The organism is Roseateles albus (genome assembly GCF_028595345.1).
Lineage (GTDB): Bacteria > Pseudomonadota > Gammaproteobacteria > Burkholderiales > Burkholderiaceae_C > Paucibacter_A > Paucibacter_A albus.
Genome location: NZ_JAQQXT010000001.1, coordinates 483135 through 503376, shown reverse-complemented (window position 1 = coordinate 503376; position 20242 = coordinate 483135). Strand labels below are relative to the sequence as shown.

Sequence of the window (20242 nt, the reverse complement as noted above, 5' to 3'; positions counted from 1 at the left end):
GGGAGCAAGCCGTGAGACAGAGTTCGAGTAGTGGGAAGCTGGCCGCTAAGGCCCCGGGCAGACACCAAGCATAGCGAGCCATGACAGCCATTGATTCTTTCATTGTCCCCGAGACTGCACCTGCAGCATTGGCCGAACACAGTCGATTTGTGCAAAGAATTCGGCGCCGCTACGCCGCCGAGCTGCCTTTGCTGCCGGCCGGCCGGCCGGACCGGGCCGCGATCGAGCGCTTGATCCATGACTTGCAGGCCGCCGGCCGCGCGCTAGGCCCGGCGCTGCGTGTGGCCCGCCACCTGGTGCTGGAGCGCCTGGCGGTGCTGGATATTGAAGCCGGTGCGGCCATGCATGAGATCACCGAGGTGATGACCAGCTTGGCCGAGGTGACGCTTTGCCTGGCGCTCAAAAGTGCCCGCGCCGAGCAAGACGCGCTCAGCGGCGCGGCCCGTAACGAGGCCGGCGAGGTGATCGAATTCTGGGTGCTGGGCATGGGCAAGCTGGGCGCGCGCGAGCTCAATGTCTCCTCCGACATCGACCTGATTTACGTCTATGACGATGACGGCCACACGGATGGAAACTCGAGCGGCAAAGGCTCGATTTCGGCGCATGAGTACTTCGCCCTGGTTGCCAAGAGGCTCTATGCGCTGATCGGCGAGGTCACCGATGACGGCCAGGTCTTCCGGGTCGATCTGGCGTTGCGGCCGAACGGCAACTCGGGCCCGGCCGCCGTCAGCATGGCGATGCTGGAGGAATATTTCCTCGTCCAGGGCCGCGAGTGGGAACGTTTTGCCTGGCTGAAGAGCCGCGTGGTGGCGCCGCTGGAGAGCGTACAACTGGGCCGTGCCCTGGGCCTGCGCTCGCTCGTGACGCCTTTTGTTTACCGCCGCTATCTGGACTACGGTGTGTTCGAAGGCCTACGGCAATTGCACCGCAAGATCCGCGATGAGGCGCGCTCGCGCGCCGTCGGCCGGCCCGAGCGCGCCAATGACGTCAAGCTCTCGCGCGGCGGCATCCGCGAGATCGAGTTCACCGTGCAACTGCTGCAAGTCGTGCGCGGTGGCCAGTTCCCGGAAATCCGTACCCGCTCGACCGTCAAGGCGCTGGCCAGGTTGGCCGAGCGTGGCCTGATGACGGCCGAAGCGGCCGAAAAGCTGAGCACCGCCTATGTCTTTTTGCGCCAGGTCGAACACCGCATCCAGTTCCTCGACGATCAGCAAACCCACTGCCTGCCGAGCAATGATGAAGACTTGAAGTGGATCGCGCGCAGCATGGGCCTGGCTTGCAAGCATGGCGCAGCAGGCCAGGCCCAAGATGCAGGGACAAGGATTTCCTGCGAGCTGCTTGACCGCCTCGGCGAGGTGCGCGAAATCGTCGCCAACGAGTTCGACTCGCTTTTGCACGACGGACAAGCGCCCAAGGCCGGCGGCAATGGCTGCCGCAGTTGCAATGGGCCGGCACTGCCGGTCGATTCGGAAGAGTTTCTGGCCAAGCTGCCGACCGAGTTGGCCGTCGCCGTACGGCGCTGGGCTGATCAGCCTCGCGTGCAAAGCCTGCGCGAAGAATCGCGCCTGCGCCTGGCCAAGCTGGTCGGCCGCGCTGCCGTCGCGGTAAGGGACGAAGCCTGCAGCATGGCGGCGGCGCTGCGCTTTGTCGATTGGATCGAGCCCTTGCTGCGGCGCGAAAGCTATCTGGCACTTTTGGTCGAGCGCCCGGCCGTGCAAAGCCGCTTGCTGCGCTTGCTCGGTTTGGCGCGCTGGCCGATGCGCTATTTGATGCTGCACCCCGGCGTCATCGACGAGCTGGCCGACAGCCGCCTGCAGCATGACCGCTTTGACGGTGCCGTGTTCCTGCAAGACCTGCAAGAGCGACACGCGGCCTGGGAGCGCGGCGGCGAGGCGCATGAAGAAGCCTTGCTCGACACCCTCAGGCGCGCCCATCAGGCGGAGGTGTTCCGCACCCTGGTGCGTGATATCGAGGGGCAGATCACTGTCGAGGAGGCGGGCGATGAGTTGTCGGCGCTGGCCGATGCGATTTTGCAATGCACGATTGACTGGACCTGGGCGCGGCTCAAGCAAGCGCATCGCCCTGCACCGCGCTTTGCCGTGATTGCCTACGGCAAGCTCGGCGGCAAAGAGCTGGGCTATGGCGGCGACCTGGACGTGGTGTTTTTGTTCGACGACAGCGACGAAGCGGACAAAGACCTGGTGCCCGAAATCTACGGTGCCTTCGTGCGCAAGCTGATCACCTGGCTGACCGTGCGCACCTCGGCCGGCGAGCTGTTCGACATCGACACCGCGCTGCGCCCGAATGGCAACTCCGGCATGTTGGTGACCTCGCTCGCTTCCTTCGAAAAGTACCAAACCGGGCGCGGCAGCAATACCGCCTGGACCTGGGAGCATCAGGCCATCACGCGGGCGCGCTTTTGCGCCGGCGACCCCGCCCTGGCCGAGCGCTTCGAGGCGGTGCGGCGCCATGTCTTGACCGCTCCGCGCGACCATGCGGCGCTGCGCCAGGAGATTCAGGCCATGCGCGACAAGGTGCGCGCCGCCCACCCCATCAGGGCCGGCAAGTTCGACGTCAAGCACAGCCCCGGCGGCATGATGGACGCCGAGTTTGCCCTGCAATACCTGGTGCTGGCCCATGCAGCCGAGCATCCGGCCTTGATCGCCAATGCGGGTGCCATCGCGCTGCTGCAGCGGGCTGAAGCAGCGGGTCTGCTGCCGGCCGGGGTCGGCAGCAAGGCCGCCAATGCCTACCGCGAGCTGCGCCGCGCCCAGCACAAGGCCAGGCTGGATGAGCAGCCCACGGCAGTCGAAGCGGCGGATCTGGCCGCCCTCGGTCTGGACCTGCACCGCGATGCCATGCTGGCGCTGTGGCAGGCGGTGTTCGCCTGAAAGTGGCGCGTCACGCCTGGAGCGGCTTTGGCGTCTTCTTGGGCCTGGCCGCGCTGCTGGCATGGCTGGCCCCGAGTGCGGCGCTGGACTGGCAACCTCAGCTCGCCGCCAGCCAGCCCTGGCGCGCCTGGAGCAGCGCCTTCGTGCATTGGAGCCAGCAGCATCTTTGGGCCAATTTGCTCGCCTGCACCGTGGTCACGCTATTTGGCTGGGGCGCGCGCGTGCCCAGCCGCTGCGCCCTGGCTTGGTTCATTGCCTGGCCGCTGACGCAAATGGCACTGCTGCTGCAGCCGAGCTTGCTGCATTTCGGCGGCCTTTCGGGCGTGCTGCATGCGGGCGTGGCGGTAGTGCTGGTGGAACTGCTGAGCCGCCGGGGCCGCGAGCGCTTGATAGGTGCCTGCGTCAGCCTGGGGCTTCTCATCAAGCTCTGGCAAGAGCAGCCCTTGGGCGCGCCAATGCGTCACTTGGCCGAATGGGATATCGCCGTCGTGCCTTTTTCGCATCTGACCGGTGCGCTGGCGGGTACGCTGAGCGCCCTGGCCTTGCTGGGGCTGGCCCGCCGCCTTAAATAGTGCGGGCATCATGCCGCCATGACCGAACTACGCAAGACTCATCTCGACCGCGTCGCCATTTGCAGCCTCTTGCTGTGCTGCGCCTTATGGGGCCTGAACCAGGTCGCTGCCAAGGCCGGCTTGAGCGAGATTGGCCCACTCTGGCAGGCTGGCTTGCGCTCCAGTGGCGCGGCGCTCTTGGTCTGGGCTTGGGCTGTGGCGCGCGGCATCAAGCTGTTCGAGCGCGACGGCAGTCTGCGCGGCGGCTTGCTGGCGGGCCTGCTGTTCGGCCTGGAGTTCGCCTGCGTCTTTGTCGGCCTGCAGTACACCAGCGCCTCGCGCATGGTGGTATTCATCTATCTCAGCCCCTTTGTGGTGGCGCTGGGCATGCCGTTTATTGCCGCGTCCGAGCGCCTCAATCTGCGCCAGATCAGTGGCCTGGTGCTGGCCTTTGCTGCGGTCGCCTGGGCCTTTTCGGAGGGCTTCGGCCAAGCCGCCGCCAATCCGCAGCAATGGCTGGGTGACGCCTTGGGCGTGTTGGCGGCGCTGTTCTGGGGCGGCACGACGCTGACGATTCGCGCCAGCAGACTCAGTCGGGTCAGCGCCGAGAAGACACTGCTGTATCAGCTGGCCGTCTCGGGCCTGGGCCTGTGCGTGGCGGCTGCCCTGAGCGGCGAGGCCTGGCCGGCGGCTTGGTCGCTGCGCCTGAGCGGCTTGCTGCTGTTTCAGACCGTCGTCGTCAGCTTCGCCAGTTATCTGCTTTGGTTTTGGATGGTGCGGCATTACCCGGCCACCCGGCTGGCCACCTTTACCTTGGCCACGCCACTGTTCGGCCTGCTCGCGGGCGCCCTGCTCCTGCAGGAACAAATCACGCTGCGCCTGATTTTGGCGCTGCTAGCCCTGGCAATAGGGGTTGTTCTGGTCAATCAAGGGCCGCAGCGGCAGGCAAAATAGTCGCGTGTATTCGTCTACCTTGATTTCATCCACTGCTGAACTGAAACGCCGCGATTGCCTGCGGCTTGGCTTGGCTGCTGCGGCCCTGCCGGCTGGGCTGATGAGCGGTCTGGCGGCCTCGGACGCTCAAGCCGAACCGGCAGCGGTGCTGGCGGCCGGGCCGGCCGATGTGATGGCGGACTACCAACGCTTTTTGAATCAGCGCGATGTATTGCAGCTGAGCGATTTCAGCGGCCCTTACTCGCGTCGCGATGTGGTGGAAGTCGCGCTCTTTTTCCAGGCCCTGCACCGCGGCGGCTGGCGCGCCCCCTTGAAGTTTCAAGACATGCCCTCGGTCGAGCGACTGTTGCGCGAACTGGGCAGCGGCAAGGTCGTTTCCAGCAGCACCAGCTATTGGAGCGAAGACATCAGCGGCGCGGAGGCTTCCGTGCAACTCAGTCAGGCGGTGATTGGGGATGGCGAGTTTGAGGCCGGCTTTTACACGGTGGAAAGCAATAGCCGCGCCATGAGTGCCAAGAGCCTGAAGGATCTGCAGGGCTTGAGCGCCTTGTCCAATCAGAGCTGGTTGGTGGACTGGCGCAATTTGAAACGGCTTGGCATCCGCGCCCAACATGTCACCAACTGGGAGTTGATGCCCAAAATGGTCGCGGCCGGGCGAGCCGACTTCTTGTTGGCCCCATTCCAAGCCACGCCCGACCTGAGCCTGCAAGTCGGCACCGTGCGCCTGCAGCCCATACCCGGGCTCAAACTCGGTATGCAGGGCACGCGCCACTACCTGATCTCCAAGATACATCCAGATGGCGCGAACCTGCAGGCAGCGCTCAACACAGGCCTGCAGCAGCTGCGCCAGCAAGGCGTGATCCGCAAGGCCTATATGCAATCGGGCTTCTTCAACCCGCGCGTCAGCGATTGGCTCAGGCTCTAAGAGCCTGCCGGACTTGGCGCCATGGCGACAAATACGCCGCCGCCCTCACCGTAGACTCAGGCCTCTTTTCAATCCCTGCACAGGAGGCCGAACCATGATTCAGCTCTGCGGTTTTTCACTCTCCAATTACTACAACAAGGTCAAGTTCGCCCTGCTGGAGAAGGGCATCCCCTTCGAAGAAGAATTGGTAATGACGCACTCGCATGAGGAGGCGGTCTTGAACTGCAGCCCGCTCGGCAAGGTGCCCTTCATCAGCACGCCACAAGGCTCGCTGTGCGAGAGTCAGGTCATTCTGGATTACCTCGAAGCCGCTTACCCCAGCCCGGCCTTATTGCCGGCCGACCCCTTCGAGGCGGCCAAGCAGCGCGAGCTGATCACCTTCATCGAGCTGCACCTGGAGCTGGTCGCCCGCGAGCTTTACGGCCAGGCCTTCTTCGGCGGCACGGTCAGCGAGGGGACCAAGGCCCGGGTGCGCAAATTGCTGATCCAGCATATTGCCGGCTTCAAGCGCCTGGCCCGCTTTGGCCCCTATGTTGGCGGCGCGCAGTTCGGAATGGCCGACTGCGCCGCCTGGGTCAGCCTGCCCTTGGTGGCCATGGCCAGCAAGGCCGTCCTGGGCGAAGACCTCTTGGCCGCTGGCGGCATCGACTGGAAGCCCTATGCCAAGCTGGTCGGCGAACGCCCGGCGGCATTGAAGGTGGCGGCCGACCGCAAGGCCGATCAAGAACGCATCGCACTGCTGAAGGCGCAGGGCGGCTAGGTCACACGAGCGGTCTCCGGTTCATCACCCAATTTCTGCAGACTGTCGCTCCCGGCTTGGGGCGCAAGCGGTGGCTTGTTATGGTGTGCTACATCAGCAACACACAGGCCTCAGGCTCCGTTGATATGCACAACTGGAACGACACCGCCCCCATCTACCAGCAACTGGCCGACCGCTTGGCCGTGCAGTTGCTGGACGGACAACCGCCCGAAGGCGATGCCATGCCCTCGGTGCGCAAGCTGGCAAGCCAATACTTGATCAACCCGCTGACGGTCAGCCGCGCGCTGCAAAGCCTGGTCGACAACGGCCTGGTCGAGAGCCGCCGCGGGCTAGGCATGTTTGTACGCAGCGGCGCCAGAGCGAGCTTGCGGCAAAGCGAGCGCGAACAATTTTTACAAACCGAATGGCCGCTATTGCGCGAAAAACTGCAGCGCCTGGGCCTGAGCGCATCCGACTTGAACTGGGAGACGAAATGAGCCACTTGATCGAAGCACGCGATTTCAGCATTCGCTACGGCCTGGGCAGCAAGGCCAAGATCGCCGTTGACAACATCAGCTTTACCATCCCCAAGGGCCGCGTGATCGGTTTGCTGGGTCACAACGGCGCCGGCAAGACCTCGCTGATGAAGGCCATGGTCGGCTTGATTCCCGGCGCCGGCGCGCTGAAGGTGCTGGGTCTGGACCCGCGCAATCAGCGCAACGAGTTGCTGCAATCGATGTCCTATATCCCCGACGTGGCGGTGCTGCCGCGCTGGGCCAGGGTAGACGAGCTGATCACCTTGATGAGCGGGCTGCAGCCGCGTTTTTCTGCCGAACGCGCCCGCGTGCTTTTGCAGCGCACCAGTGTTGGCCCGCGCGACAAGGTCAAGAGCCTATCCAAGGGCATGGTGACACAGTTGCACCTGGCCCTGATCGCCGCCATTGATACCAAGCTGATGATTCTGGACGAGCCGACGCTGGGCTTGGACGTGATGTCGCGCAAGAGCTTTTACGAGATGCTGATCGACGAATGGTGCGACGGCGAGCGCACGGTGCTGATTTCGACCCACCAGGTCGAGGAGATCGAGACCTTGCTCAGCGACGTGATGATGTTGGACGAAGGCCGGCTGGTCTTGAATATCAGCCTGGAAGAAATGGACTCGCGCTTTGTAGCGCTGTCGCATGACGCTGCCGCCGCCGACGCCGTGGCCGACGCCCATCCGCTGCTGCGCTACCGCCAGCAAGGCCGCGCCGCTGCACTGTTTGATGGCGCGCCACCGGCCCACGTGGCGGAACTGGGCCAGCGTTTCAGGCCCAGCCTGGTTGACCTGTTCATGGCTCTGACACGCAAGCCAGAACTGCAATCCCGCCAATCCGCTTGAGCTTCAAGGAGAGAAAGATATGTTTTCGACAAGATTTATGACCTTGCTGCAGCGCGAGTGGATGCAGCACCATCTGGGCTGGTTGCTCGTGATGTTGAGCCTGCCATTGATCCTGCTGGTGGCAATGCCCTTTGGGCATATCCAACTGGATGAGCATCTGCCGCCGCCGACATTGCTGGCCGCAGCGGTGATATCAATGTCGACGCTCGTCGTCTTCGGCATCACCTTCTTGGTCACCTCATTCCAGCTCTCGGGGCTGGCGCGTCGAGACACCCAAGATCGCAGCATCGAGTTCTGGATGTCGCTACCGGGCAGCCACAGCGAAAGCATTCTGGCCACAGTTTTGATGCACACCGTGTTCGTGTTCTTGCTGGCGCTAGGCATCGGTGCGGCGATGGGCGTGCTGCTGTCGATGGCCGCCGTGATCAGGACGATGGGCGTGGGCGCGCTGATGGATGTGTCTTGGTGGGCCTTGCTGGTGGCCGGCGCTGCCGGGCTGGCCAGGCTGGCTCTTGGCACGGTTTTGTTCACCTTGTGGCTCTCGCCGATGTTCATGATCTTGATGGCAGCATCGGCGTGGCTGAAGCGCTGGGGCACGCCTGTCGTCATCGCTGCGGTCGTGATCGGCGGCAATGTGCTGGACAAGCTGTATGGCAATCCGGTGGTTTGGGACTTGCTGCACGCCCAATTCGACGGCGCCAGCCGCGCCATGATGGATGCCGACAACCAGATGCGCAGCGGCTCGGTCCTGCCAGAGGCGATGCCGCAGTTCATCAGCCATTTCGCGACTTGGGCCATCACCGATGCAGGCGCGGCCTTGGCTCAAACCGCTTCGCTGCATTTCATCGGCGGTTTGGCGGTGGCAGCCCTCGGCTTCGGGCTGGTGATTCTGTACCGTCGCCGCGCGCATTAAAGCGCCAGGTCAGAGCTGTGCTTGCGCCGCCCGCCAGCGCGCCACGGCCGCCGGCAGGGCCGCCAATTCGGTGATGATTTGGATGCCCTTCAATTTAAGCGGGTGCTTCAGCAGCAAAGCGCTGCCGCCCGCCCAGAGCTCGATCGACGACGGCAAAGCGGCGCGCAGATCGGCCAGACCGCGCCGCACCATGCTGGCCGACATCAGACCGCTGAAACTCAGGGCAACGATATCGCTGCCATGTGCGGCGGCGGCAAGCGGCAATTGATCCACCGGGGTTTGCACCCCCAGGGACAGGCACTGGCAAGCATCAAGCACCAGCAAGGCCTCCGCCATCAACAGGCCCAAGCCATGCGGCTCACCCGGCAACGTGGTCAACAGCACCCGGGGCCGGCCGCTGTTGCCAGGCGCGGGCACACTCTGCACCGCCTGCCGCAAGAGTTGCTGCACGCATTCGGTGTAGATGTGCTCCTCAAACACCTCCAACTCGCCCCGCATCCATTGCTCACCCACCAAGCGGGTCATGGGCGCAACCCAATGCTGCACAAAGTTGCTCAAGCCTTGGCGCATCAAAGCTTGTGCCAGGTGTAGGCGCAACTCGTCCACCCTGTGGCTGCGCAACAGTTGCAGGCAAAACTGGTTCTCGGCGCTTTGATCAGCCTGAGCCATCACGGCGGACGCGCTGGCCACCTTGCGCTGCGCCCGTTGGGACAGCGCGGCACGGCCCGCCTCCTTATTCTGCAGCAAGGCTTCTAGGGCCTGCAGTGACGCAGGCACCACATGGCCGGGTCTGTGACCGCCGTCGAGCAAGCGCTTGAGCAGCCGCAAGCGCTGCACCTGATCGGGCGGGTAAACACGGTCGCCCGCACCGTCCCGCTGCGGCAGCGGGAAACCATAACGCCGCTCCCAAACGCGCAAGGTGTCCTTGCTCAGGCCGGTATCGCGCTCGACGGCGGCGATGCCCAACAGACTCGTCAGGTCCAGGTTCGTTGCTTCGCTGGCCCCGGGCATCCGCATTTCCACCTGCAACGCTGCCGGCAGCGCCATAGCCAACTTTGAGGCCGCAGCAGCCGGCTTTCCAATCGCTTTTCTAATGCTCACGCCGCCACCGCTTGCACCACCGTCCCTTGACGCTTAGCGTCGCTGGACATTTCACTCAGATTCCACATAGCAAGCCCCTTACCTCAACTTTGTCCTAGACAAACGATGGACATTTTCTAAATACTGCCCTAATATAGTTGCATGTCAAAGATTTGACTAGGACAAACGATGAAAATGATCTCCAGGCCCATCTCTATCAGCAGCCTCACCCTCGCCGGTTTGCTGGCTTGCGCAGCGGCCGGCAATTGCCTTGCTGCTCCCGCGCCCGCATCTCCAGCGGTGAGCGCGGCCTGCCCGGCCCTGCTGCAGCGTGAAATGCCCCGCCTGCAAGACGAAAAACCGCAGGCGCTTTGTCAATATGCGGGCAAAGTGGTGATGGTGGTCAACACGGCCAGCTTCTGCGGCTTCACTCCGCAGTACAAGGCGCTCGAGACCTTGGCCGCACGCTATGCCGACCGAGGCTTGGTGGTGCTGGGTTTCCCGTCCAACGACTTCGGCAGCCAGGAGCCCGGCAGCAACAAGGAAATCGCCGAGTTTTGCGAAAACACCTTCAATGTGAAGTTCCCGATGTTTGCAAAATCGGTCGTGAAGAGCGGTAAGCCCGACACCAACCCGCTCTTTGCCGACCTGATCAAGATCAGCGGCAGCGCGCCGAAGTGGAACTTTCACAAATATCTGATTTCGCGCGACGGCCAACAGGTCGTGAGCTTTTGGTCCACCACCGACCCCTTGAGCAAAAGCGTCACCGACGAGGTCGAACGCTTGTTGGCCAAACCCTGAGTTTCATCTGACCAACCATGGCAGCGTTCGCAATCACAAAGCAAGCACAAAGCAGCGGACTGCCAGGCTTGGCAGGCCCTAATGCCTTGCCTGCGCGGTTCAATTTGTTAATGACGAATTCATTCAATGCGCTTTGTAAACAATTGCAAACGCAAGAAAATTTGAGAAATTCTTTCGAAATTTCGATAGGATTGACACACTTACAGTCGCAAAGTCACTCCCTCAGTGGAGCAGAAATCTCGCAGCCGTTTTCCTCCTCCTCCCTCCCTCCCTCGTTGGCTGCGAGGCGCTTTGCGACTACTTTTATTCCAGGGGCTTGCGCCGCTAGCGCAAGCCCCTTTTCATTGCCCAACTCCGGGGTGAATGCATTACGCGAAACCCTGCCCACCGGCGCCGGCCATGCGCAAGGCTTGCTGCCTTTTTTGAGCCAGCTGTGCACGCAACCTGTCCAAGCGCCCGGAAGCAGCCCAAAACGTCGCGTCGCCGTGATCGGCTCCGGCATTGCCGGCTTATCGGCGGCCTGGGCCCTGAGTACGCAGGCGACCGTCAGCCTCTTTGAGGCCAATGACTATTTCGGCGGTCACACGCATACCGTCGACATCGAACTGGAAGGCCAGCGCCACGGCGTTGACACCGGCTTTTTGGTCTTCAACGAGCGCACTTATCCGCTGCTGATCGAGCTATTCAAGCAATTGGGCGTTGACGTCGCCGCCAGCGAGATGTCGTTCTCGGTGCAAGTGCCGGATCAGCCCTTGGAGTGGAGTGGCAGCAATCTGAACGGCGTGTTTGCTCAGCGCGCCAACCTGCTGCGGCCGGCCTTTTGGGGCATGTTGACCGACCTGCTGCGCTTTAACCGCCTGTGCACTGAGTTGGCCCAGCAAGGTCGTGAAGCCGCCCTGGCCCAACCCATCGGCGACTTCCTGCAACAGCATGGCTTCGGCCAAGCCTTCAGGAATTGGTATTTGCTGCCCATGGTCGCCTGCATCTGGTCTTGCCCGACCCAGCAAATGCTGGAGTTTCCGATCTCGACCTTGATACGGTTTTGCCATAACCACGGCTTGTTGCAGGTCGCCAACCGGCCGCAGTGGTACACCGTGCGCGGTGGGGCGAAACACTATGTGGAAAAGCTGCTGAGCCGGATCGCCGACGCCCGCCTGTCCTGCCCGGTGCAGCAGGTGCGGCGCTTGGCGCAAGGTGGGGTGGAGATCCACAGCGCTCGCGGTGTCGAAGTCTTCGACGAGGTTGTGATGGCCGGCCACAGCGACCAGTCGCTGCGAATGCTTGCCGAGCCGAGCAAGGCCGAGCAGCAGGTGCTAGGCGCTATTCCCTACCACCGGAACCGCGCGGTCCTGCATACCGACGCGCAGCTGATGCCGAGCCGACAGCGCGCCTGGGCGGCTTGGAACTATGAGCATGGCGGCCAACAAAGCGGCAGCGAGCAGCGTGCGGTATGCCTGCATTACTGGCTGAACCGCCTGCAGCCGCTGCCTTGGAAGCAGGCGGTGATGGTGTCGCTCAACCCCGTGCGGGAGCCGGCGCCGGCTCAGGTCCTGGCCGAATTTGATTACGCCCACCCGGTCTTTGATCGCCCGGCCGTTGCCGCGCAGGCGCGCCTCCCCTTGATTCAGGGCGAAGGCCATGTCTGGTATTGCGGCGCCTGGACACGCTACGGCTTTCACGAAGACGGTCTGCTCTCCGGCCTGAGCGTGGCCCAGCAATTGCTGGAGCGCTGGACTCAGCAGGCGCCCCAACAGCCCGCCGGCCCGGCGAGCACCGCATGAAACCCGCCGCCAGCCAGCCCAGCGGCAGCGCCGCCTGGCCCGAGCAAGCGCTGATTGGGCGCGGCCAAGTGCGCCATCGGCGCTTGCAGCCGGCCCAGCATGGTTTCAGCTACCGCAGCTATTTTTTGATGCTGCCGCTGCGTGCGCTGCGGCGTTCGCCATGCCCGGCGCTGCACCGCAATGCCCGCTTCGCGGCACTCCGCTGGTTGAGTTTTGCCGATGCCGACCACGGCGACGGCGGCCCCGACTGCCTGGCCTGGCTGGATGCCCTGCTACAGCGCGAAGGCGTACATGACGCCGACGGCGAGGTTTGGCTGCACTGCTACCCACGCGTACTCGGCCACACTTTCAAGCCGGTCAGCTTTTGGTACTGCCAGCGCGCCAACGGCGAGTTGGCGGCCATCGTCGTCGAGGTCAACAACACTTTCGGCGAGCGTCACTACTATTTGCTGCAAGGCCCTGAATTGGCCCTCGGGCGCGAAATGCAAGCGAGCAAGGTGTTTCATGTCTCGCCGTTTTGCCGGGTGGCCGGCCGTTATCGCTTTCGCTTCATGCACAGCAGCGGCCCCGGCGGGCTGCGCACCATTGCCCGCGTGGACCATGAAGACGACAACGGTGAGCTGCTCTTGCAGACCAGCGTCAGCGGCCAGCTACAGGCCTTGAGCGAAGCCAGCGCTCGCGCGGCATTCTTCGCCGTGCCGGCGCTGAGCTTGCTGGTGTTGGCACGCATCCATTGGCAGGCCTTACGGCTGTGGATCAAGCGCGTGCCTTTCTTCTCAAAGCCTCTCCCTCCCGAATCCCTGTTGACTCGTTGACGAGCCCATACCCCGTATGAACTCCACCACCCTCAAACACCGCCTCGCCCTGCCCGACGATGCGCCCGCGGCCGCCCGCACCGTGTTCGGCCTCCTCTCGCATCTGCGCCACGGCAGCCTGGATGTGCAAATGCCGGACGGCGCGACCGCCCACTTTGGCGACACCCATGGCCCGCGCGCGGCTTTTCGCATCCTCGACTGGGCCGTTTGCTCGGCCAGCCTGCGCTCGGGTGATATCGGCTTCGCCGAAAGCTATGTGGCCGGCCACTGGAATACGCCCGATCTGCGCGCCTTGCTGGAGCTGTTCATCCGCAACCGGGCCAGTCTGGACCAGGCGATCTTCGGTTCCTGGTGGGGTGCGGCCCTGCACCGCGTTCGGCACCTGTTCAAGCGCAATAGCCGCGCCGGCAGCCGCAAGAACATCCATGCCCATTACGACATCGGCAATGATTTCTACAAGCTCTGGCTGGACCCGAGCATGAACTACTCCAGCGCCTGGTTCGAGGCTGGCGCCCAGCAATCCTTGAGCGAAGCGCAAACGGCCAAGATGCAGCGCGCCTTGCGCGAATGCGGCGTCCAAGCGGGCGACCGGGTGCTGGAAATCGGCTGTGGCTGGGGTGCGGTGGCCGAGACCGCCACGCGCGACTTTGGCGCGGCGCTGACCGGCGTCACCTTGTCCAGCGAACAACTGGCCTGGGCACAGCGTCGCATGGCGGATGCGGGGCTGAGCGCCAAAGCCGACCTGCGCTTGCAGGACTACCGCGACATCGCCGACCCGGCCTTCGATGCGGTGATTTCGATCGAAATGTTCGAAGCCGTCGGCCAGCAATACTGGGATGGCTATTTCAAGACCGTGCACGCCAAGCTCAAATCTGGCGGGCGCGCCTGCATCCAGACCATCACCATTCGCGATGACTTGTTTGATCGCTACAGCCGCTCAAGCGACTTCATCCAGCAATACATCTTCCCCGGCGGCATGTTGCCCAGCCCGAGCAAGTTCCGCGCTCATGCGGCTAAAGCCGGCCTGCGGGTCGTCAATGAGCTCGCCTTTGGGCAAGACTACGCGCGCACCTTGCAGCTTTGGCGCGACGCCTTTTTGCGCCATGAGGGCGCCGTGCGCGAGCAGGGTTTTGACACCCGCTTCCTGCGCCTGTGGGAGTTCTACCTGGCCTATTGCGAAGCCGCTTTCGCGGCCGGCAATACCGATGTGATGCAGTTCACTTTAGTGAGGGACTAGCCGTGCAACGCCGCCGCGTATGCCAACTCGGGGCCGCTGCCATAACTTCGACTTTACTGACACCCCGATTCAGTCTGGCAGGCCCCGGCGAAGCAGCGTCGGCGGCGCCTCCGGAGTTAGCGAACTTGCGCCAGCTGGCGCAGGCGCAGATGCGCTTCTTCGGCCTACTGATTTACGACATCCGGCTGTGGGCCAAGGACGCGGTCGATGCGCAAAACTGGCCGCAGCAGGTTTTGGCACTGGAGCTGGAATACGCCCGCAGCTTGAGCGGCACCGAGATCGCCAAACGCTCGCTGACCGAGATGCGCCGCCAATCCGAGATCGGCAGCGAACAAGCCCAGCGCTGGTTGGCCGAGATGGAGGCGGCATTCCCCGACGTCAAGGCGGGCGACCGCATCAGCGGCCTCAACGAACCTGGCGCCGGCATTAATTTCTTCGTCAACGGCCGCCTGCAACGCAGCATCAAAGACCCGGTCTTCAGCCGCCTCTTCATGGGCATCTGGCTGGCCCCGCAAACGTCCGAGCCCAAGCTGCGCAAGCAGTTATTGGGTAGCGCAGCCGGTGGTGCTTGAACCGACGCTGAGCCCCGCAGCCGGCGCGCGCTATGGCGCACTCGGCTTCGCGCTGGCCTTTGTGGCCTTGCCGCTGTACATCACCCTGCCCGCCCATTACGCCCAAGAATTCGGCATGCCGCTGGCCTTGCTGGGCGCGCTGCTGCTGGGCGCGCGCTTGGCCGACGCCTTGATCGACCCCTGGATCGGACGCTTGTGTGACCGCTGGCTGAATCAGCACGCGAGCCGCGTCATGCCCTTGATGGCGGCCGCCGCGACGCTCTTGCTGCTGGGCTTTGTGGGCCTGTTCTTCCCGCCCTGGCGCGGGCAGACCGCCTTGCTGCTCTGGTGCGGCGCTTTTCTGATGCTCACCTATCTTGGCTATAGCTTGCTGAGCGTGATGCACCAAGCCTGGGGCGCACGCCTGGGCGGCTCGGCCGGCAAGCAGACAAGGGTGGTCGCCTGGCGCGAGGGCTTCGCGCTTGCGGGCGTGATCAGCGCCAGCTTGCTGCCGGGTTTGCTCGGCCTACCGGTCACGGCTGCAGCCCTGGGCGCGGCCCTGCTGCTGGGCCTGTTGTTGCTGCGCCTGGCCCCACGTGCGCCGGCTTTGCGGCTTGAAGCCAGTGTTGAAGCCGTTCCAGTCTGGGAGTCGGCAGCGTTCAGGCGGCTGCTGGCGGTGTTTCTGCTCAACGGCATCGCGGCCGCGATACCGGCCAGCCTCTTGCTGTTTTTCGTCCGAGACCGCTTGCAAGCGCCGCAATGGGAAGGCGCCTTTCTGGGCCTGTACTTCATTGCGGCGGCGCTGTCTTTGCCGCTGTGGCTGCGCATGGTGGCCCGCATAGGCCAGGCGCGCAGCTGGGGCTTGGCGATGCTGTTAGCCGTGGCGGCTTTTGCCTGGGCGGCCACCTTGGGCGCCGGTGATAGCCTGGCCTTTGCCTTGATCTGCGTGGCCAGCGGCTTCGCCGTCGGCGCCGACTTGGCCATTCCTGGCGCCATGTTGGCCCGCGTGGTGCACGCGGCGGGCTATGGCGGGCGGGCCGAAGGCGCTTTCTTTGGCTGGTGGAATGCGGCCACCAAGCTCAACCTGGCGCTGGCCGCCGGCTTGAGTCTGCCGCTGCTGCAGGCGCTGGACTACGCCCCCGGCCGGCGCGACGCCGATGCTTTGCGCGCACTCACGCTGGCCTATTGCCTATTGCCCTGTGTATTGAAATTGCTGGCCGCCGGCCTGCTGTACCTGTTCTGGATACGCCCCAAAGGCGCCGAGGAGTTGACATGAAGCTGCTGTTCAAATTTTTCTGGGCTCTCAAATTCGGCGCTTTGGCCCTCTTGCTGAGCGCCTGCGCCGCACCGCCCAGTCCGGCCGATTACGCGCAGGAAACGCCCAAACTGGAACTGCGCAACTATTTGAACGGTCCCTTGCAGGCCCACGGCATCTTCACCGACCGCAGCGACCAAGTGAAGCGGCGCTTCACCGTCAAACTCAAGGGAAGCTGGGAAGGTGATACCGGCGTGCTGGAAGAAGACTTCGAATACAGCGACGGCGCCAAGGAACGGCGCGTCTGGACCATCAAGGACCTGGGCGACGGGCGCTACAGCGGCACGGCCGGCGATGTGGTCGGTACGGCCACCGGCGTGGCCGCCGGCAACGCCCTGCGCTGGAGTTACACGCTCAAGGTGCCGGTGGACGGCAAGGTCTACGAGGTCGATTTTGACGACTGGATGTACCTGATCGACGACAAGGTGATGCTCAACAAGGCACGCATGAGCAAGTTCGGCTTCGAGCTGGGCCAAGTGACGCTGTCCTTCCAGAAGCTCTGAGCCTGCGATGTCGCTGAACCCCAAGATTACCCACTGGCAGGGCCGCATCGTCTGGCTGGTCGGTGCCTCCAGCGGCATCGGCCAGGCCCTTGCGCACAGCCTGCATCAGGCCGGCGCGCGCGTGATCGTGTCGGCCCGCCAGGCCGATCTGCTGCAACAATTCGCGGCAAATCATCCCGGCAGCCTGAGCCTGCCCCTGGATGTCTTGGATGAGCAGGCGCTGAAGGCTGCGGCCAAGTCGGTGGTGCGTAGCCACGGCCGTATCGATCTGACGGTCTATTGCGCCGGCTATTACCAGGCGATGAGTGCGCAACGCTACTCGCTGGTCGAGGCCAAGCGGCATATCGAAGTCAACTATGTCGGCGCGCTCAATCTGCTCGACGCCCTGCTGCCGCAACTGCTTTTGCAAGCCCATCAAGGCTGCGGCGGACATATCAGCCTCATCTCCAGTGTGGCGGGCTTCCGTGGACTGCCCAAGTCACTGGCATATGGCCCCTCAAAAGCCGCGCTGAGCCATTTGGCCGAGGCGCTTTACCTGGATTTGTCCTCGGAAGGCATCGGTGTGTCGGTCATACACCCGGGCTTTGTCGAAACACCGTTGACCGCGCAGAACGACTTCAAGATGCCCGCCCTGATCAGCGCAGACGTCGCAGCGGCCGCCATCATCAAGGGTTGGGGCCAGGGCAAATTCGAGATCCACTTCCCCAAAAGATTCACCTTATGGCTCAAGGCCCTGCGCCTGTTGGGTCATGGGGCTTACTTTGCAGTGATCAGAAAATTCATTCAACCATGAATCCTCACGCCGAAGCTCCACCGGATCCGCGCGCCGCGGCCGCGATCCGCTTTTTTGAACAACTCAGCGCGGACGATGTCCAGTGGATGGGCCGGCACTACACCGAGCAGGCCTTCTTCAAAGACCCCTTCAACGAAGTCCGCGACCTGATCGGTGTGCAGCGCATCTTTGCCCATATGTTTGAAGCCTTGGACGCGCCGCGATTCGAGGTACTCGACTGTCTGGTTCAAAACCAGCAATGCTTTTTGACCTGGGACTTCAGTTTCAGGCTCAAGGGCCAAACGCAGCAGCGCCATATTCACGGCAGCAGCCACCTGCGCTTTGCCGCCGACGGTCGCATCGCCTACCACCGCGACTATTGGGACGCGGCCGAAGAGTTCTACGAGAAGCTGCCGCTGCTGGGCGGTTTGCTGCGCTTGATCAAACGCCGCCTAAAGGTCTGATCACCGGCGGCTGCCGAATCAACGCAACCAACCCTTGCGGTGGAAGTAAATGAAGGGGGCCGCGACCGAGGCCGCCATCAAACCCAGCGCAAAGGGATAGCCCCAGGCGTAGTCCAGTTCGGGCATGAACTTGAAATTCATGCCGTAGATGCTGGCAATCAGCGTTGGCGGCAGCAGCGCAACGCTGGCCACCGAGAAGATCTTGATGATCTTGTTCTGGTTGATATTGATGAAACCGACGGTCGCATCCATCAAGAAGTTGATCTTGTCGAACAAGAAGGCGGTGTGCGAGTCGAGCGAGTCAATGTCGCGCAGAATCTGCCTAGATTCCTCGAACTGCTCGGCATTGAGCATGCGGCTGCGCATCATGAAACTCAAGGCGCGCCGCGTATCCATCACGTTACGGCGGATGCGCCCGTTCAAGTCTTCCTCGCGCGCAATCGCCGACAGCACCTCGCCGGCCTCGGCATCATTGACGTCCTTCTTCAACACGCGCGCGCTGACGGTCTCCAGCTTGTCGTAAATGCCTTCCAGGATGTCGGCCGAATATTCGGCGTCGGCGTCATACAGCTTCAGCAGCACATCCTTGGCGTCTTCGATCAAGGCGGGGATGCGCCTTGCGCGCAGGCGCAAGAGGCGAAACACCGGCAAGTCTTCGTTATGGATCGAAAACAGCACGTTGTTGTGCAGGATGAAGGCGACGCGCACATTGCGCGTGTTGGCATCGTCATCGATCAAAAAGTCCGACCGGATGTGCAACTCGCCGTTGTCTTCTTCGTAAAAACGCGCCGACTCTTCCAAGTCTTCGTCAACGATGTCTTCCGGGATGATCAGGCCGAAGCGATCCTTGATCCAGCCTTTTTCCTCGGCGCTGGGCAACTCCAGATCAACCCATACCGGGCGCGATTGCGCCAAATCCTCGGCAGATTCAATTTCTTCTTGGAAAAGCCCGCCCTTCAGGCGGCCGTTGTCGAGCGTGAAAACATTCAGCATGCAGATCTCCAGCGCCATTGCGCCGCATTGAGTCTGGACGGGCTCGCCGTCCGGGAGTGGATGGGGGGTGGGACCGTCTCACTCCGGACAATCGGCTGATTGCATCAATCTGGACCGACAGGCGATGGTGTGGACGGTCACCTAGGGTGATCGCTGTCCAAGAAAAGGCTCCGTAGCTGGAATGCCGCAATTATCACCGAGCAGGCGCGGCCCGTGACTCAAACTGGCTGTAAATCAAACGATTGACCCGCAAAAACTGCGCCCAACACAAACCGGCTCATCTGTCAGCGACAAAGTAGAACGGACTATGAGCACTCCAAAACTCGTAAAGGACTTGTCACGAAAGCTCTTCCGGTGCAAACTGAATTCACCGATCCACTCCCAAAGCCGAATCCAGCGACCCAGCAATAAATCAACTCGTTCTTTGTGTTTTGTTTTTTGTCTTCTCGATTTCCCCTTGTGAAAGGAGGCTTTATGAACCTGACAATCAGTGGCCACCATTTGGAAGTAACACCGTCTCTGCGTGAGTATGTACTTACAAAGCTCGACCGAGTGACCCGCCATTTTGACCAAGTCGTTGACATCAACGTCTTGCTCACCGTGGAGAAGCAAAAGGAAAAGGAACGTCGGCAAAAGGCCGAAGTCACCGTGCACGTGAAGGGACGCGACATCTTCGTTGAACATGCTGCCGAAGATCTCTATGCCGCCATTGATCAATTGATGGACAAGTTGGACCGGCAAGTCTGCCGACACAAGGACAGGCTGCAAAATCATCATCACGCATCCGCCAAACGCTTGGAAACACCCAGCCAGGGCTTGGATTCCTGATTCGATAAGCGAGGGTCAGGCTGAGTCGGCCTGAACTCTCAAGCAAGGCGACCTGCGGGTCGCCTTTTTGTATTCCGAAAGCAAACCACCCTGTCAGCTTTCTCTATTTACAAAAATTTGTTGCTGTGCAGCAGCGATATGTGCGAATGTTCACCCCTACACGCGCATCAAGCCCCCATGATCTCCCTTGCTTTCTATAATTCAGCGCTTAGATATTGAAGGAGCGCTTCGCCCAAGGTCGCAAGCCTGAATCGACGCTTTGACACCATGAACCGTCTCGCCGCCATCCTCCCGACCAGCAATGTGCTGGTGAATGTGGACGCCTCAAGCAAGAAACGAGTTTTCGAGCAGGCCGGGCTATTGTTCGAGAACCACCATGCGATCTCGCGCGCCTTGGTTGCCGACAATCTGTTTGCCCGCGAACGCTTGGGCTCTACAGGCCTCGGTCACGGCGTGGCTATTCCCCATGGCCGCATCAAAGGTCTGAAAAACCCTCTCGCGGCGGTTCTGCGAATTCAACAAGCGATTGGCTTCGACGCGCCGGACGATGAGCCCGTCGGCCTGTTGATTTTCCTGTTGGTGCCCGAGGCCGCAACCCAGCGGCACCTGGAGATACTGTCGGAAATCGCCGAAATGCTGTCGGATCGCGATTTGCGCGAGCGCCTCAAATCCGAGACTGACGCGGCCACCCTGCACGGCCTGATTGCTGCGTGGCAGCCACTCAAGTCGGTCGCCTGATCAAACCAAG

21 protein-coding genes are annotated in these 20242 nt (G+C 62.5%); 19 read left to right on the top strand and 2 right to left on the bottom strand.

Translation table 11 applies throughout. The features are described from left to right. The first annotated feature begins 80 nt into the window (after positions 1 to 80). The 8 genes from glnE to PRZ03_RS02060 all read left to right on the top strand — a co-directional run bounded on the left by glnE (position 81) and on the right by PRZ03_RS02060 (position 8354). Positions 81 to 2891 carry a bifunctional [glutamate--ammonia ligase]-adenylyl-L-tyrosine phosphorylase/[glutamate--ammonia-ligase] adenylyltransferase gene (glnE, locus tag PRZ03_RS02095; RefSeq protein WP_273598797.1) on the top strand — a complete coding sequence of 937 codons (2811 nt, stop codon included), beginning with the start codon at positions 81 to 83 and terminating at the stop codon, positions 2889 to 2891. 2 nt (positions 2892 to 2893) lie between these two features. Then, positions 2894 to 3463 (top strand): rhombosortase, encoded by a 570-nt coding sequence (rrtA, locus tag PRZ03_RS02090; protein WP_273598796.1) that lies wholly within the window; start codon positions 2894 to 2896, stop codon positions 3461 to 3463. An 18-nt stretch (positions 3464 to 3481) separates the two neighbouring features. Then, positions 3482 to 4396, top strand: a complete 915-nt coding sequence (locus PRZ03_RS02085) for a DMT family transporter (protein ID WP_273598795.1) — start codon at positions 3482 to 3484, stop codon at positions 4394 to 4396. Between the two features lie 4 nt (positions 4397 to 4400). Beyond that, entirely contained in the window at positions 4401 to 5321 is a 921-nt protein-coding gene (locus tag PRZ03_RS02080) for a type 2 periplasmic-binding domain-containing protein (protein ID WP_273598794.1), read from the top strand. Positions 5322 to 5415: 94 nt separating this feature from the next. Further along, positions 5416 to 6081, top strand: coding sequence for a glutathione S-transferase family protein (locus tag PRZ03_RS02075; protein WP_273598793.1), 666 nt, complete (start codon positions 5416 to 5418; stop codon positions 6079 to 6081). Between the two features lie 125 nt (positions 6082 to 6206). Next, the gene (locus PRZ03_RS02070; protein WP_263534867.1) at positions 6207 to 6557 is read left to right on the top strand and encodes a GntR family transcriptional regulator; all 351 of its coding nucleotides are present in this window, start codon (positions 6207 to 6209) and stop codon (positions 6555 to 6557) included. Further along, positions 6554 to 7441 (top strand): ABC transporter ATP-binding protein, encoded by an 888-nt coding sequence (locus tag PRZ03_RS02065; protein WP_263534868.1) that lies wholly within the window; start codon positions 6554 to 6556, stop codon positions 7439 to 7441. Before PRZ03_RS02070 ends, PRZ03_RS02065 begins: the two co-directional genes overlap by 4 nt. A gap of 19 nt (positions 7442 to 7460) precedes the next feature. Further along, the gene (locus PRZ03_RS02060; protein ID WP_273598792.1) at positions 7461 to 8354 is read left to right on the top strand and encodes a hypothetical protein; all 894 of its coding nucleotides are present in this window, start codon (positions 7461 to 7463) and stop codon (positions 8352 to 8354) included. 9 nt (positions 8355 to 8363) lie between these two features. On the opposite strand, the gene PRZ03_RS02055 is transcribed toward PRZ03_RS02060, so the two are convergent. Then, positions 8364 to 9365 carry a MerR family transcriptional regulator gene (locus PRZ03_RS02055; protein ID WP_273598791.1) on the bottom strand — a complete coding sequence of 334 codons (1002 nt, stop codon included), beginning with the start codon at positions 9363 to 9365 and terminating at the stop codon, positions 8364 to 8366. 258 nt (positions 9366 to 9623) lie between these two features. Here PRZ03_RS02055 and PRZ03_RS02050 point away from each other — a divergent pair, with 258 nt between their 5' ends. The 9 genes from PRZ03_RS02050 to PRZ03_RS02010 all read left to right on the top strand — a co-directional run bounded on the left by PRZ03_RS02050 (position 9624) and on the right by PRZ03_RS02010 (position 17673). Beyond that, positions 9624 to 10235 carry a glutathione peroxidase gene (locus PRZ03_RS02050; RefSeq protein ID WP_273598790.1) on the top strand — a complete coding sequence of 204 codons (612 nt, stop codon included), beginning with the start codon at positions 9624 to 9626 and terminating at the stop codon, positions 10233 to 10235. Positions 10236 to 10666: 431 nt separating this feature from the next. Beyond that, positions 10667 to 12016, top strand: coding sequence for an NAD(P)/FAD-dependent oxidoreductase (locus PRZ03_RS02045; RefSeq protein ID WP_273598973.1), 1350 nt, complete (start codon positions 10667 to 10669; stop codon positions 12014 to 12016). After that, positions 12013 to 12831, top strand: a complete 819-nt coding sequence (locus PRZ03_RS02040) for a DUF1365 domain-containing protein (protein WP_273598789.1) — start codon at positions 12013 to 12015, stop codon at positions 12829 to 12831. Before PRZ03_RS02045 ends, PRZ03_RS02040 begins: the two co-directional genes overlap by 4 nt. 16 nt (positions 12832 to 12847) lie before the next feature. Next, positions 12848 to 14068 (top strand): SAM-dependent methyltransferase, encoded by a 1221-nt coding sequence (locus tag PRZ03_RS02035; protein WP_273598788.1) that lies wholly within the window; start codon positions 12848 to 12850, stop codon positions 14066 to 14068. Between the two features lie 125 nt (positions 14069 to 14193). Beyond that, a complete protein-coding gene (locus PRZ03_RS02030; protein ID WP_273598787.1) occupies positions 14194 to 14640 on the top strand; it encodes a chalcone isomerase family protein in 447 nt (148 codons plus the stop codon). Then, complete coding sequence (locus PRZ03_RS02025; protein WP_273598786.1) at positions 14633 to 15895, top strand: MFS transporter; 1263 nt, start codon at positions 14633 to 14635, stop codon at positions 15893 to 15895. Before PRZ03_RS02030 ends, PRZ03_RS02025 begins: the two co-directional genes overlap by 8 nt. Continuing rightward, positions 15892 to 16437, top strand: coding sequence for a DUF3833 domain-containing protein (locus PRZ03_RS02020; RefSeq protein WP_273598785.1), 546 nt, complete (start codon positions 15892 to 15894; stop codon positions 16435 to 16437). Before PRZ03_RS02025 ends, PRZ03_RS02020 begins: the two co-directional genes overlap by 4 nt. Positions 16438 to 16444: 7 nt before the next feature. Beyond that, positions 16445 to 17230: an SDR family NAD(P)-dependent oxidoreductase gene (locus PRZ03_RS02015; RefSeq protein WP_273598784.1), complete on the top strand. Its 786-nt coding sequence runs from the start codon at positions 16445 to 16447 to the stop codon at positions 17228 to 17230. Continuing rightward, the gene (locus PRZ03_RS02010) at positions 17227 to 17673 is read left to right on the top strand and encodes a nuclear transport factor 2 family protein (RefSeq protein ID WP_273598783.1); all 447 of its coding nucleotides are present in this window, start codon (positions 17227 to 17229) and stop codon (positions 17671 to 17673) included. The genes PRZ03_RS02015 and PRZ03_RS02010 overlap by 4 nt, the downstream gene beginning before the upstream one ends. 18 nt (positions 17674 to 17691) lie before the next feature. Here PRZ03_RS02010 and corA read toward each other — a convergent pair whose 3' ends face one another. Continuing rightward, the gene (gene corA, locus PRZ03_RS02005; protein WP_273598782.1) at positions 17692 to 18666 is read right to left on the bottom strand and encodes a magnesium/cobalt transporter CorA; all 975 of its coding nucleotides are present in this window, start codon (positions 18664 to 18666) and stop codon (positions 17692 to 17694) included. Between the two features lie 474 nt (positions 18667 to 19140). On the opposite strand from corA, the gene hpf reads away from it, so the two are divergent. Both hpf and PRZ03_RS01995 read left to right on the top strand, forming a co-directional pair. Then, complete coding sequence (gene hpf, locus PRZ03_RS02000; RefSeq protein WP_263534880.1) at positions 19141 to 19494, top strand: ribosome hibernation-promoting factor, HPF/YfiA family; 354 nt, start codon at positions 19141 to 19143, stop codon at positions 19492 to 19494. Between the two features lie 267 nt (positions 19495 to 19761). Continuing rightward, positions 19762 to 20232, top strand: a complete 471-nt coding sequence (locus tag PRZ03_RS01995; RefSeq protein ID WP_263534881.1) for a PTS sugar transporter subunit IIA — start codon at positions 19762 to 19764, stop codon at positions 20230 to 20232. Positions 20233 to 20242 lie beyond the last annotated feature (10 nt).

Excerpts from the sequence above, each read along its gene's own strand:
- glnE (WP_273598797.1), top strand. The coding sequence starts at position 81 with ATGACAGCCATTGATTCTTTCATTGTCCCCGAGACTGCACCTGCAGCA.
- PRZ03_RS02085 (WP_273598795.1), top strand. The coding sequence starts at position 3,482 with ATGACCGAACTACGCAAGACTCATCTCGACCGCGTCGCCATTTGCAGC.
- PRZ03_RS02075 (WP_273598793.1), top strand. The coding sequence starts at position 5,416 with ATGATTCAGCTCTGCGGTTTTTCACTCTCCAATTACTACAACAAGGTC.
- PRZ03_RS02070 (WP_263534867.1), top strand. The coding sequence starts at position 6,207 with ATGCACAACTGGAACGACACCGCCCCCATCTACCAGCAACTGGCCGAC.
- PRZ03_RS02065 (WP_263534868.1), top strand. The coding sequence starts at position 6,554 with ATGAGCCACTTGATCGAAGCACGCGATTTCAGCATTCGCTACGGCCTG.
- PRZ03_RS02060 (WP_273598792.1), top strand. The coding sequence starts at position 7,461 with ATGTTTTCGACAAGATTTATGACCTTGCTGCAGCGCGAGTGGATGCAG.
- PRZ03_RS02055 (WP_273598791.1), bottom strand. The coding sequence starts at position 9,365 with ATGCCCGGGGCCAGCGAAGCAACGAACCTGGACCTGACGAGTCTGTTG.
- PRZ03_RS02050 (WP_273598790.1), top strand. The coding sequence starts at position 9,624 with ATGAAAATGATCTCCAGGCCCATCTCTATCAGCAGCCTCACCCTCGCC.
- PRZ03_RS02040 (WP_273598789.1), top strand. The coding sequence starts at position 12,013 with ATGAAACCCGCCGCCAGCCAGCCCAGCGGCAGCGCCGCCTGGCCCGAG.
- PRZ03_RS02035 (WP_273598788.1), top strand. The coding sequence starts at position 12,848 with ATGAACTCCACCACCCTCAAACACCGCCTCGCCCTGCCCGACGATGCG.
- PRZ03_RS02020 (WP_273598785.1), top strand. The coding sequence starts at position 15,892 with ATGAAGCTGCTGTTCAAATTTTTCTGGGCTCTCAAATTCGGCGCTTTG.
- PRZ03_RS02015 (WP_273598784.1), top strand. The coding sequence starts at position 16,445 with ATGTCGCTGAACCCCAAGATTACCCACTGGCAGGGCCGCATCGTCTGG.
- PRZ03_RS02010 (WP_273598783.1), top strand. The coding sequence starts at position 17,227 with ATGAATCCTCACGCCGAAGCTCCACCGGATCCGCGCGCCGCGGCCGCG.
- corA (WP_273598782.1), bottom strand. The coding sequence starts at position 18,666 with ATGCTGAATGTTTTCACGCTCGACAACGGCCGCCTGAAGGGCGGGCTT.
- hpf (WP_263534880.1), top strand. The coding sequence starts at position 19,141 with ATGAACCTGACAATCAGTGGCCACCATTTGGAAGTAACACCGTCTCTG.
- PRZ03_RS01995 (WP_263534881.1), top strand. The coding sequence starts at position 19,762 with ATGAACCGTCTCGCCGCCATCCTCCCGACCAGCAATGTGCTGGTGAAT.